We start from the raw sequence: 12,990 nt of genomic DNA on the forward strand, positions 1-12,990 counted from the left end.
GCTCCCCCGCTCACTGGCCCGCGATGCGGCGGCCGAAGCCCCCGCCCAGCGGACGCACCGCGCCGTAACCTGCCTGCGCGGGCATCGGCGCCGAAAAGACGGTGCGGCGGAAATTCTTCTCCAGCCGGTCGTTGATATAGGTCCACAGCTGGCGGACCTCCTCGGCCGAGCGGCCGTTCGGATCGACCTCCATCACCGTGCGGCCGTCGATCATCGAGGCGGCATAGTCGGTGCGGTGGTGCAGCGTCACCGGCGCGACGGTGCCGTGCTGCGACAGCGCGACCGCGGCCTCGCTGGTGATCTTCGCCTTGGGCGTCGCGGCGTTGACGACGAACACCAGCGGCTTGCCCGCGCGCTCGCACAGGTCGACGGTGGCGCCGACGGCGCGCAGGTCGTGCGGGCTGGGACGCGTCGGGACGACGATCAGCTCGGCGACCGAAATCACGCTCTGGATCGCCATGGTGATCGCCGGCGGCGTGTCGATGACCGCGAGCTTGAAGCCCTGCTGGCGCAGGATCTCCAGATCGGAGGCGAGCCGCGCGACCGTGGTCTGGGCGAAGGCCGGAAGGTCGGTTTCGCGCTCGTTCCACCAGTCGGCGAGCGAGCCCTGCGGATCGATGTCGATGAGAACGACGGGACCGGCGCCGGCAAGCTGCGCCTGCACCGCGAGATGCCCGGACAGGGTGGTCTTGCCCGATCCGCCTTTTTGTGAAGCCAATGCCAGAACGCGCACGACTGTCCCCCTGGATATCCTCGAATTGGCGACGGGATGCCACGCGGGAGCCTAAAATTGGGTTAACGATGCCGAAAAGATGGTGAACGATCGGTTCGCGCTCATGGTCAACAAGAGCTTAAGAGACGTTTGTGCCATTTCGGATCAAAAGCCGCGACCCCGCGTTTTTCGCTAACGGGGTGTTAGCCATTTGGGATTAGGACGGCGGGCGGAACTGCTCGCTCGTCAAGTGACGCCGTTCATTGGAGATTGCCGATGCGTTCATACCGCACCCTCTTGCTGGCCGCGCCGCTGATCCCGGCCGTGCTGCTCGCCGCGCCCGCGCTGGCCGCGACCAAGGCCGCGCCGCCGGCAGCGGCGGCAGCGCCCGACGTCAAGGCCGGCGTCGATGCCTGGGAAGCGGGCGACTATGCGAAGGCGGTGGCCGTGTGGCGCCCGCTCGCGATCACCGGCGATCCGGACGCGCAATTCAACCTCGGCCAGGCCTACAAGCTCGGCCGCGGCGTGCCCGCCGACCTCGGCCAGGCCGAAGGCTGGTATCGTCGTGCCGCGAAACAGGGGCATTTGCAGGCCGAAGACAATCTGGGCCTCGTGCTCTTCACCGCTAATCGCCGCGACGAGGCGATGCCCTTCATCACCCGGTCGGCCGAGCGCGGCGAACCCCGCGCGCAATATGTCCTGGGCACCGCGATGTTCAACGGCGACCTCGCGGCGAAGGACTGGCCGCGCGCCTATGCGCTGACCAAGCGCGCGAGCGATGCCGGACTGGGCATCGCCTCGGCTCGCCTCGCGCAGCTCGACCGGCTGATTCCGCTCGACCAGCGGCAGCGGGGCCTCGCGCTGCTGCCCGAAATGGAGAAGAACGAGCAGCGCGCACGGCTCGCCGCGGTGAACGCCGCCGCGCCCGAAGCGCCGAAATCCGCGCCGTCGCCGGTGCAGACCGCGAGCCTGCCCGCCTCGGTCCCCGGCACGCTCTACACGCCGCCGCCCGTTCTTGCGCCGGCACCGGCGCCCGCCCCAACCCCCAAGCCTGCGGCGCCGCTGTCGCCGGCCGCGCAGCACGCCGCCGCCGCGGCGGCCGAGGCTGCGGCCAACGCCGATGTGGCAACCGCGGCCGCGAAGGAAGCTCCAGCCGACACCGTCCAGACGGCGCCCGGCGCGATCCGCGTCGTCGCGCCGCCGCCGTCGCAGCCCGCGGCACCGGGCACCAGCTATGCCGCGCCGCCCGAAAAGGGGCCGCTGCCGCCCGCCGAAACGTCCGCGCCTCCGCCGACTCCTGCGCCCGCGCCCGCGCCTGCTCCCGTGCAGCAGAAGGTGGTCGTCGCCACGCCGAAAGCGGCACAACCCGCCCCCGCTCCCGCCGCCGGAAAGAGCCCGTGGCGCGTGCAACTCGGTGCCTTCGGCGTCGAGGCGAATGCGCGGAACCTGTGGCGGTCGGTCGAGAAAGCCTATCCCGCGGCGGCCGCGCGCCAGCCCTATCTGGTCAAGAGCGGCAAGCTCACCCGCCTTCAGGTCGGCGATTTCGCGAGCAAGGCCGACGCCGAATCCTTCTGCTCGGCGGTGAAGAAGGACGGCCGCCCCTGTCTGGTGGTCGATCGTTAGAGGGCGCCACCCTGGTCACCTGAATCCGAAGTTCGCTTCCTTGATTTCGTCATCCCGGGCTGGACCCGGGATCCCGCTTTTCCTCGGTCCGCTTGCGAAAGGAAGCGGGGCCCCGGGTCCCGCCCGGGATGACGATGATGACAAGGACCTTGATTCCACCATATTAGCCTTTGCGGAACAACGCCTCCGCGCTCGCCTTGAAGCTGCCCGCGGCGGCGGCGTGCTTTCTGGTGCGTTCGATTTCGGCTTCGAGTACAGCGATGCGGTCGGCGAGTTCGTCGACCGACAGCGGGTCGAGCGGCTGGCGAATCAGCGCGGCGAGCAGGTCGTCGCGGCGGCGGGGAAGATCGTCGTCGTCCATGGCGTTTCCTTTCGCGCCGGTCGCGGCCGATGGCGCGCGACTGTTGACCCGTGCCGTCCCTCTGTCAATAAGGCGGGCCACAAGGATGACGCCTCGCCCTTTCCGCCGTCGCCCCGGACACGATCCGCATCCGCCTGCCCGAACCACGGGCGCTGGCGGACCGGGACCGGCGGCGCGGAGAGCGGGTGGAGCTAGTGGGGGATTTCAGAGCGTGACCAGCTTGCCAGCGAGCATGACCGCCATCGCGATCCGCGAACCGGGCGGACCCGAAGTTCTGGTGCCGGAGACGCGGCCGCTGCCGCAGCCGGGACCCGACGAAGTGCTGATCCGCGTCGCCGCGGCGGGAGTGAACCGCCCCGACGTGCTGCAGCGCATGGGCTTTTATCCGCCGCCGCCGGGCGCCTCCGACCTGCCGGGGCTGGAGGTCGCGGGGACGGTCGCCGCGATCGGACCGGGCGGCGACCCGGAGTTGCTGGGACAGGCGGTATGCGCGCTCGTCGCGGGCGGCGGCTATGCCGAATATTGCATCGCGCCGGCAGGAAGCTGCCTGCCGGTGCCCGCGGGCTTTTCGATGGAAGAGGCGGCGGCGCTGCCCGAAACCGTCTTCACCGTCTGGCACAATCTGTTCGAACGGGGCTGGGTCAAGGACGGCGAGACGGTGCTCGTCCATGGCGGCACCAGCGGCATCGGCACCACCGCGATCGGGCTGTGCAAGCTGTTCGACATCCGCATCGCAGTGACGTGCGGCAGCGCCGAAAAATGCGCCGCGGCGCGCGCGCTCGGCGCCGACCTCGCGATCGACTATTCGACCGAGGGTTATGTCGAGGCGGTCAAGGCGTTCACCGACGGCAAGGGCGTCGACGTCGTGCTCGACATGGTCGGGGGCGACTATGTGCCGCGCAACCTCGCCTGCCTCGCCGACGACGGGCGCCACGTCAGCATCGCCTTCCAGCGCGGCGCGACGGCACAGGTCGACATATCGAGCCTGATGCGGCGGCGGCAGACGATGACCGGGTCGACGCTGCGCGCGCGCAGCGCCTCGTTCAAGGCGGCGCTGGCCGACGAGATTCACCGGACGCTGTGGCCGCAGCTTGCCGAGGGCGGCTGGAAGCCGGCGATGGACCGGCGCTTCCCGCTGGCCGAAGCCGCCGCCGCGCACGCCCGCATGCAGGCGGGGGAGCATGTCGGAAAGATCGTGCTGACGGTTTAGGATTTCCGGAACTATTCTCGTGTCCCCGCGCAGGCGGGAACCCAGGGCGTCCTGACGCCGACGCCCGCCTGTACCGCTCTGGACTCCCGCCTTCGCGGGAGCACAGGGCACGTCGTTCAAAGCCGGGATTTCGGCGTTCGCCGCCGTCCTTTCCCAAAGCTTCGTTAACCATGAAGCAAGGCTGTGGCTCTAATTTGACCGTGGCTTCCGCTTTTCCCTTGCGGTGAAGCGGCGGCATCGCCACCTTGTGGTCCCAGGGGTCCGCCTCTCCCCGGCGGGTCTCGCAAGGAGAACGACCCATGCCGTCCTTTTCGGAATCGCTCGAAAAGACCCTGCACAACGCGTTGAAGGCCGCGTCGGAGCGGCACCATGAATATGCAACGCTGGAGCATCTGCTCTATGCGCTGATCGACGACGAGCACGCCGCCGAGGTGATGCGCGCCTGCGGCGTCGCATTGGGCGACTTGCAATCGGCGGTGGTCCACTATCTCGACACCGAGCTCGACAGCCTGAAGGTCGAGGGACACAGCGACCCCAGCCCCACCAGCGGCTTCCAGCGCGTCGTCCAGCGCGCGATCCTGCACGTCCAGTCGTCGGGCAAGGACGAGGTGACGGGCGCCAACGTCCTCGTCGCGCTGTTTTCGGAGCGCGAATCCTATGCCGTCTATTTCCTCCAGCAGCAGGACCTGACGCGGCTCGACGCCGTTTCCTATCTCAGCCACGGCGTCGGCAAGGGCGGCAAGCCCGCCGCGCAGGCCGAGCCCGAGGAGAAGGAAGAAGCGAAGGACAAGGGCGAGGCGAAGAACAAGAAGGAAACCGCGCTCGACCAGTTCACCGTCAACCTGAACGAAAAGGCGAAGGGCGGCAAGGTCGACCCGCTGATCGGCCGCGGGGCCGAGGTCGACCGCACGATCCAGATCCTGTGCCGCCGCAGCAAGAACAACCCGCTCTATGTCGGCGATCCCGGCGTCGGCAAGACCGCGATCGCCGAAGGGCTCGCGCGCAAGATCGTCGAGGGCGACGTGCCCGACGTGCTCAAGGAAGCGGTGATCTATTCGCTCGACATGGGCGCGCTGCTCGCCGGCACGCGCTATCGCGGCGACTTCGAGGAGCGGCTGAAGCAGGTCGTCTCCGAACTCGAGGGCCTGCCGCACGCGATCCTGTTCATCGACGAGATTCACACGGTGATCGGCGCCGGCGCGACGAGCGGCGGCGCGATGGACGCATCGAACCTGCTCAAGCCCGCGCTGTCGGGCGGCGTCATCCGCTGCATCGGCTCGACGACCTACAAGGAGTTCCGCAACCACTTCGAGAAGGACCGCGCACTGCTGCGCCGGTTCCAGAAGATCGACGTGATCGAGCCGAGCCTCGAGGATACCAAGAAGATCCTCGCCGGGCTGCGCGAGGCGTTCGAGAGCCACCACAATGTCAAATATACCGCCGACGCGATCAACGCGGCGGTCGAACTGTCGGCGCGCTACATCAACGACCGCAAGCTGCCCGACAAGGCGATCGACGTGATCGACGAGGTCGGCGCGATGCAGATGCTGGTGCCGCCGTCGAAGCGGCGCAAGACGATCACCCCCAAGGAGATCGAGGCGGTGATCGCGACGATGGCGCGCATCCCGCCCAAGTCGGTGTCGAGCGACGACAAGAAGGTGCTCGAAAGCCTCGAGACCGACCTCAAGCGCGTGGTGTTCGGACAGAACACCGCGATCGAGGTGCTGGCGTCGGCGATCAAGCTGTCGCGCGCCGGGCTGCGCGATCCCGAAAAGCCGATCGGCAACTATCTGTTCAGCGGCCCGACCGGTGTCGGCAAGACCGAGGTGGCGAAGCAGCTCGCGGCGCTGCTCGGCATTCCGCTCCAGCGCTTCGACATGTCGGAATATATGGAGCGCCATTCGGTGAGCCGCCTGATCGGCGCGCCGCCGGGCTATGTCGGATACGACCAGGGCGGCCTGCTGACCGATGCGATCGACCAGAATCCGCACTGCGTGCTGCTGCTCGACGAGATCGAGAAGGCGCATCCCGACCTGTTCAACATCCTGCTGCAGGTGATGGACAACGGCCGCCTGACCGACCACCACGGCAAGACGGTCGATTTCCGCAACGTCATCCTGATCATGACGACCAATGCGGGCGCCAGCGACATGACGCGCGAATCGATCGGCTTCGGCAACGCGACACGCGAGGATGTGCAGGAAGAGGCGGTGAAGCGCATGTTCACCCCCGAATTCCGCAACCGCCTCGATGCGATCGTGCCCTTCGGCTATCTGCCGCCAGAGGTGGTGGCGCGCGTCGTCGACAAGTTCATCCTGCAGCTCGAACTGCAGCTTGCCGACCGCAACGTCCACATCCAGCTCGACGAGGCGGCGCGCAAGTGGCTGACCGACAAGGGCTATGACAAGCTCTATGGCGCCCGTCCGATGGGCCGCCTGATCCAGGAGAAGATCAAGCAGCCGCTCGCCGAGGAACTGCTGTTCGGCAAGCTGGTCCACGGCGGCGAGGTCAAGGTGAGGATGAAGCAGGGCGAGGACGCCAAGGTCGGCAACCCGCTCGCTTTCGAAATCACCCCCGCCCCGCCCAAGGCCGGCAAGGGCAAGGCGAAGGCCAGGCCGGAGAAGGCGGCGGAGTGATGGACAAGGAGTCGAAGCGCCAGATGCGCGTTGCCGAGGCCATTATGACCGAGGATCGCGAAATCTTGCGCGCCTTGGCATCCAACGAATTGGATGAGCAGCTGGCGGTTGCACGGGCCGTTATGAAGAAGCGACATTCTGCGCTTAAAAAGCTGGCTGAACAATAACATAATTAATTCCCTCCCCTTCAGGGGAGGGACGGCGAGGCTTAGAGTATCGAGCATTAAATCTGAACCGTTTGCCCTGAGCTTGTCGAAGCCTGTCCTGAGCGCCTGCAAGGCAGTCGAAGGGGGCCGTTCTTTCTTTCGGCGCCGCAAGAAGAAGGACGGTGCTTCGACAGGCTCAGCACGAACGGCAGAAAGGGTGATGCAGATTTTAGGCACGCTGCTCTAGGTTCGGCGTTAGCCGGACCTTAGTCGCAGCGGGGTGGGGCCTTGCAGCCTCGCGCAAGGCGGATAGCCCCCACCCCAACCTCACCCCTAAAGGGGAGGGCCGCAAGCATGGGAGGCGGCTCGCGGATGTACAAGGCCACATCGCGTAACATGCAGAAAAAGATCGGCGTTGACGTAGCCGGAAAGGCTGGAAAGTCGGGAGGCCTCGGTGCCCATAGAAAATTGAGGGCTCAAGCCCGGAAGCGGTGAGCACCGATTATCAAACGTGTCGTATCCGAAACACATATGCTGCCAGACCAGCTGTCCCATTGGCTATCATTGGAAATCAGGATCGCTGGCGTTCATCGCTGGCTAGACCGACACATACCGAAGAAGAGAAAGCACCGTCAACGCTTGCAAACCTAGCTTTTTTAGCCCCGATCCCCTATATCCCCCCCATGTACGATTATGTTTCCGTCACCGCCGCCGAGGCCGGCACTCCTGCTCCCGTGCGCGACGGGACGATCAAGCTGCACGACGAGGCGGGTTTTGCCGGCATGCGCCGGGCGGGGCGGCTCGCGGCCGAGATCCTCGACGCGCTCGTTCCCTTCGTCCGGCCCGGCGTGACGACGGCGCAGATCGACGACCTCGTCCGCGAGATGACGCTGGCGGGCGGCGGCATTCCCGCGACGCTCGGCTATCGCGGCTACACGCACAGCTGCTGCACCAGCATCAATCACGTCGTCTGCCACGGCATTCCCGACGCCAGGCCGCTGCGCGAGGGCGACATCGTCAATGTCGACGTCACGCCGATGGTCGACGGCTGGCACGGCGACACGAGCCGCATGTATCTGGTCGGCGAGGTCGGCATCAAGGCGCGGCGGCTGGTCGACGTGACCTATGAATGCCTGATGCTGGGGATCGAGCAGGCGAAGCCCGGCAACAGGATCGGCGACATCGCCCACGCGATCCAGCAGCATGCCGAGCGCCACCGCTATTCGGTCGTGCGCGACTTCTGCGGCCACGGCGTCGGCCAGATGTTCCACGACGCGCCCGAGGTCGTCCACGCCGGCCGCCCCGGCACCGGTCCCGAACTGAAGCCCGGCATGTTCTTCACCATCGAGCCGATGATCAACACCGGCAAATATGCGGTGAAGATGCTGCCCGACGGCTGGACCGCGACGACCCGCGACCGCAGCCTGTCGGCGCAGTTCGAACACAGTATCGGGATCACCGAAACCGGCTGCGAAATCTTTACCGCCAGCCCTAAAGGCCTGAATGCGCCGCCCTGGGCGTGAACACGCCGCCCTGCCGCGAACGCGTGGCGTCTAGAGCATCGAGCGTTAAATCTGACCCATCGTCCCGTTCGTGTCGAGCGCAGTCGAGACACCCATCAGCGTGGCGCAAGGCCGGTGAGTGTCTCGACTTCGCTCGACACGAACGAATAAGGGGCGTTGCAGATTCATGGCACGCCGCTCTAGGTAGAAGACCCTAAATCCCCCTTGCCAATCGGGCGCGCCCGGCGCAGAGTTGACGCAAACGTCAACCATGGACGTCGAGGGAGAGCGAATATGGCGAAACGGGTCTTCGTGACCGCGCTGCTGGGCGGCGCGGCGCTGGTGCTGGCGGGATGCAACGCATCGAAATCGGGCGGGACCGGATCGCTCGACGAGGCGGAGAAGGCCAGCGAGACCCTGCTGAAGACCGGCGGCAACGGCGACGACTGGGCCGGCATCGGCTACAGCTATGACGAGCAGCGCTTCAGCCCGCTCAAGGACATCGACGACCGGAATGTCGGGCAATTGGGCATCGCCTGGTTCGCCGACCTCGACGATGCGCGCGGGCAGGAAGCGACCCCGGTCGTCGTCGACGGGGTGATGTATGTCAGCCACGCCTGGTCGAAGGTCGACGCATGGGATGCCGCGACCGGCAAGAAGCTGTGGAGCTTCGACCCCAAGGTGCCCGGCGAACGCGCGGTCAACGCCTGCTGCGACGTTGTCAACCGCGGCGTCGCGGTCTGGGGCGACAAGCTGTTCGTCGGCACGATCGACGGCCGGCTGATCGCGCTCGACCGCAAGACCGGGCAGGAACTGTGGTCGACGCAGACCTTCGACACCGCGAAGCCCTATACGATCACCGGCGCGCCGCGCGTGGTGAAGGACATGGTGCTGATCGGCAACGGCGGCGCCGAATTCGGCGTGCGCGGCTATGTCACCGCCTATGACGCCGACACCGGCAAGGAACGCTGGCGCTTCTACACCGCGCCCAACCCCGAGAAAAGGAAGGACGGCGCGGCATCGGACGACATCTTCGCGTCGAAGGGCAACGCCACCTGGTCCGACAAGGGCGAGTGGAAGGTATCGGGCGGCGGCGGCACCGTGTGGGACGCGATCGTCTATGACAAGGATCTCGACCAGATCTATCTGGGCGTCGGCAACGGCAATCCATGGAACCACGGGCTGCGCTCGAACGGCGAGGGCGACAACTGGTTCCTCTCCTCGGTCGTCGCGCTCGACGCGGACACCGGCGCCTATAAATGGCATTATCAGGAAACCCCGGCCGAAAGCTGGGATTATACGGCGACGCAGCCGATCATCCTGGCCGAGCAGCCGGTGAACGGCACCCCGACCAGGGTGCTGTATCACGCGCCAAAGAACGGCTTTTTCTTCACCATCGACCGCGCGACGGGCAAGCTGATCGACGCAAAACCTTTCGTCGACGGGATCAACTGGGCGACCGGCTACGACCTCGCGACCGGGCGGCCGATCGAAAATCCCGATGCCCGCTTCTATCGGACCGGCAAGCCGTTCATCGCCATTCCGGGCGCACTCGGCGCGCACAACTGGCACCCGATGAGCTACAATCCCGCGACCGGCCTCGTCTATATCCCCGCGCAGCAGATTCCGCAGGGCTACCTCGAGGACATGGACGAACTCGACAAGCGTAAGGTGCTCGGCTTCAACGTCGGCACCTCGCTCCAGGCCGGGATGCTGCCCGACGACGCGGCGGCGTTCCGCGCCGCGGTCGCCGCGACCACCGGCCGCCTCGTCGCCTTCGATCCGCGCACGGGCAAGGTCGCCTGGGGGGTCGATTATCCCGCCGCATGGAACGGCGGGACGATGACGACGGCGGGCAACCTCGTCTTCCAGGGCACCAGCACCGGCCGCTTCCGCGCCTATGCCGCCGACAGCGGCAAGCAGCTTCTCGACCTCGACATGCAGTCGGGGATCGTCAGCGCGCCCTCGACCTTCCGCGTGAACGGCGTGCAATATGTCGCCTTCCAGACCAGCAAGGGCGGCGCCTTCCCGCTCGTCGCGGGGATCGCGGGCGGCGTGACGCGCAAGGTGCCCAACATCCCGCGCCTCGTCGTGCTCAAGATCGGCGGCACCGTCCAGCTTCCCGCACCGCCCGCGACGACCGCGCTCGAATGGAACCCGCCCGCGCCGGTCGGCACGCCGCAGCAGGTTGCGGCAGGCAAGGCGCACTTCGGACGCTATTGCCAAGTCTGTCACGGCGACAGCGCGATCGGCAACGGCTTCACCCCCGACCTGCGCGTCTCGGGCACGCTCGCCAATGCCGATGCGTGGAAAAGCGTGATCCTCGACGGCGCGCTCAAGGATCGCGGCATGGTCAGCTTCGCGCGCGTCCTCACGCCAGCCGATGCCGAGGCGATCCGCGCCTATGTCATCGAACGATCGAACTGGACCAAGGCGCATCTGCCCGAGGCGTCGGCGCCCATGGGGCGGTAGGGCGCAGACATCACCCCCTTTCCAAAACCGATGCTGGTTGCGGAGGGGGGCGGGATAGGAAATTTTCACGCGAAGGCGCAAAGGCGCGAAGAGGTCGTGTCATTGTACTTGCGCCGCTTTCCGGTCGCGCGAAGCGCCTTCAAGATCGCCTGCGGCGACAAATGGACGGCCGGCCTCGTGCGCGGCCTTCTTCGCGCCTTTGCGCCTTTGCGTGAATCAAAATAGGAACCGCCCTCGCCGCCATGCCCATATATTAGGCAGCAGGATGGCGGTGCTGCCCGCGTCTTGGGCAACGCCGCGACCCCACGCCGAAATTCCCGTCGGAACCCCGCCATTCGCCAATTGGCACGGGTCTTGATTGGTGCAAGATGGCGGCACACCGCACCGACTCGACCGGGAGGACCGGACCAGGCATGCCTGATCCGGCCCGGACTGCGACCGGCGGTGGACAGCCCAAGGGGAATGGACAGCGTGAAGAAGATTGAAGCGATCATCAAACCGTTCAAGCTCGACGAGGTGAAGGAGGCGCTGCACGAAGTCGGCGTCAGCGGCATCACCGTCACCGAAGCGAAGGGCTTCGGGCGCCAGAAAGGCCATACCGAGCTTTATCGCGGCGCCGAATATGTCGTCGACTTCCTGCCCAAGGTGAAGCTGGAGGTCGTCGTCGAGGATGGGCTGGCCGAGCGCGTGGTCGAGGCGATCGCCGCCGCCGCGCAAACCGGCCGCATCGGCGACGGCAAGATCTTCGTCTCGACCATCGAAACCGCGCTGCGCATCCGCACCGGAGAGCGCAACGAGGACGCGCTCTAGGACCGGAACTCCAGGGCCCGCCATCAGCCGTTCAACATCCCCCCGCATCGGGATCTATCGCAAGAAGGAAGTGCAAGACCATGGCCACCAAGCCGAAGGACATCATCGCGCGGATCGAGGAAAACGACATCGAGTGGGTCGACCTGCGCTTCACCGACCCCAAGGGCAAATGGCACCACCTGACCATGTGCGCCGGCGCGATCGACGAGGATGCGCTGGAGGATGGACTGATGTTCGACGGTTCGTCGATCGGGGGGTGGAAGGCGATCAACGAAAGCGACATGATCCTGAAGCCCGACCTCGACGCCGTCTATGACGATCCCTTTTCGGCGACGCCGATGCTGATCATCGTCTGCGACATCGTCGAGCCCGCGACCGGCGAAGGCTATGCCCGCGATCCGCGCACGACCGCGAAGCGCGCCGAGGCCTATGTCGGATCGACCGGCATCGGCGATACCGTCTATGTCGGGCCCGAGGCCGAATTCTTCATGTTCGACGACGTCCGCTTCGAAACCGGCTACAACAAGTCGGGCTTCGAGATCGACGACATCGAACTGCCGACCAATTCGGGCCGCAGCTACGAGGGCGGCAACCTGGCCCACCGGCCGCGCGCCAAGGGCGGTTATTTCCCCGTCGCCCCGGTCGACAGCGCGGTCGACATCCGCGGCGAGATGGTGTCGACGATGCTCGAACTCGGCCTGCCGTGCGACAAGCATCATCACGAGGTCGCGGCGGCGCAGCACGAACTGGGCCTGACCTTCGGCACGCTGACGCAGACCGCCGACCGCATGCAGATCTACAAATATGTCGTGCACCAGGTCGCGCATGCCTATGGCAAGACCGCGACCTTCATGCCCAAGCCGATCAAGGACGACAACGGCAGCGGCATGCACACGCATTTCTCGATCTGGGAAAAGGGCAAGCCGCTGTTCGCGGGCAACGGCTATGCCGGGCTGTCGGATATGTGCCTCTATTTCATCGGCGGCGTCATCAAGCATGCCAAGGCGCTGAACGCCTTCACCAATCCCACGACGAACAGCTACAAGCGGCTCGTCCCGGGTTTCGAAGCGCCGGTACTGCTCGCCTATTCGTCGCGCAACCGGTCGGCCTCGTGCCGCATCCCCTATGGCGCGGGCGCCAAGGCGAAGCGCGTCGAGTTCCGCTTTCCCGACGCGATGGCGAACCCCTATCTCTGCTATGCGGCGCTGCTGATGGCGGGGCTCGACGGCATCCAGAACAAGATCCATCCCGGCGACGCGATGGACAAGAATCTCTATGACCTGCCGCCCGAGGAACTGAAGGAAGTGCCGACCGTGTGCGCCTCGCTGCGCGAAGCGCTCGACAGCCTGGCTGCCGACCACGACTTCCTGCTGAAGGGTGACGTCTTCTCGAAGGACCAGATCGAGGCTTATATCGAACTCAAGTGGGACGAGGTTCACGCCGTCGAACAGACGCCGAGCCCGGTCGAGTTCGAGATGTACTACAGCGCCTGACCGGTCCGACCGGCAGGACGACAGG

At 66.2% G+C, this 12,990-nt stretch carries 10 protein-coding genes; 8 read left to right on the top strand and 2 right to left on the bottom strand.

The annotated features are described in order from the left end of the window. Positions 1 to 10: 10 nt before the first annotated feature. Positions 11 to 733 carry a ParA family protein gene (locus C3E99_RS12055; RefSeq protein WP_067108446.1) on the bottom strand — a complete coding sequence of 241 codons (723 nt, stop codon included), beginning with the start codon at positions 731 to 733 and terminating at the stop codon, positions 11 to 13. A 255-nt stretch (positions 734 to 988) separates the two neighbouring features. Here C3E99_RS12055 and C3E99_RS12060 point away from each other — a divergent pair, with 255 nt between their 5' ends. After that, the gene (locus tag C3E99_RS12060; RefSeq protein ID WP_104959828.1) at positions 989 to 2,335 is read left to right on the top strand and encodes an SPOR domain-containing protein; all 1,347 of its coding nucleotides are present in this window, start codon (positions 989 to 991) and stop codon (positions 2,333 to 2,335) included. 163 nt (positions 2,336 to 2,498) lie between these two features. Here the strand turns inward: C3E99_RS12060 and C3E99_RS12065 are convergent, their stop codons facing one another. After that, entirely contained in the window at positions 2,499 to 2,696 is a 198-nt protein-coding gene (locus tag C3E99_RS12065; RefSeq protein ID WP_076076616.1) for a DUF1192 domain-containing protein, read from the bottom strand. Between the two features lie 211 nt (positions 2,697 to 2,907). Between C3E99_RS12065 and C3E99_RS12070 the strand changes: the two genes are divergently transcribed. The 7 genes from C3E99_RS12070 to glnA all read left to right on the top strand — a co-directional run bounded on the left by C3E99_RS12070 (position 2,908) and on the right by glnA (position 12,965). Then, positions 2,908 to 3,906, top strand: a complete 999-nt coding sequence (locus C3E99_RS12070) for an NAD(P)H-quinone oxidoreductase (protein ID WP_104959829.1) — start codon at positions 2,908 to 2,910, stop codon at positions 3,904 to 3,906. Positions 3,907 to 4,205: 299 nt separating this feature from the next. Further along, positions 4,206 to 6,542, top strand: a complete 2,337-nt coding sequence (clpA, locus tag C3E99_RS12075; protein WP_104959830.1) for an ATP-dependent Clp protease ATP-binding subunit ClpA — start codon at positions 4,206 to 4,208, stop codon at positions 6,540 to 6,542. Continuing rightward, positions 6,539 to 6,709 (top strand): hypothetical protein, encoded by a 171-nt coding sequence (locus tag C3E99_RS19775; RefSeq protein WP_158682269.1) that lies wholly within the window; start codon positions 6,539 to 6,541, stop codon positions 6,707 to 6,709. The genes clpA and C3E99_RS19775 overlap by 4 nt, the downstream gene beginning before the upstream one ends. A 662-nt stretch (positions 6,710 to 7,371) precedes the next feature. Then, positions 7,372 to 8,211, top strand: a complete 840-nt coding sequence (gene map, locus C3E99_RS12080) for a type I methionyl aminopeptidase (protein WP_067112706.1) — start codon at positions 7,372 to 7,374, stop codon at positions 8,209 to 8,211. A 273-nt stretch (positions 8,212 to 8,484) separates the two neighbouring features. Next, a complete protein-coding gene (locus tag C3E99_RS12085) occupies positions 8,485 to 10,662 on the top strand; it encodes a PQQ-dependent dehydrogenase, methanol/ethanol family (RefSeq protein ID WP_076076626.1) in 2,178 nt (725 codons plus the stop codon). 471 nt (positions 10,663 to 11,133) lie between these two features. Continuing rightward, entirely contained in the window at positions 11,134 to 11,472 is a 339-nt protein-coding gene (locus C3E99_RS12090) for a P-II family nitrogen regulator (RefSeq protein WP_067112731.1), read from the top strand. Positions 11,473 to 11,552: 80 nt separating this feature from the next. Then, positions 11,553 to 12,965: a type I glutamate--ammonia ligase gene (gene glnA, locus C3E99_RS12095; RefSeq protein ID WP_076076629.1), complete on the top strand. Its 1,413-nt coding sequence runs from the start codon at positions 11,553 to 11,555 to the stop codon at positions 12,963 to 12,965. Positions 12,966 to 12,990 lie beyond the last annotated feature (25 nt).

Origin of the sequence: Sphingopyxis sp. MG (assembly GCF_002953155.1) — a bacterium.
Classification (GTDB): Bacteria; Pseudomonadota; Alphaproteobacteria; order Sphingomonadales; family Sphingomonadaceae; genus Sphingopyxis; species Sphingopyxis granuli.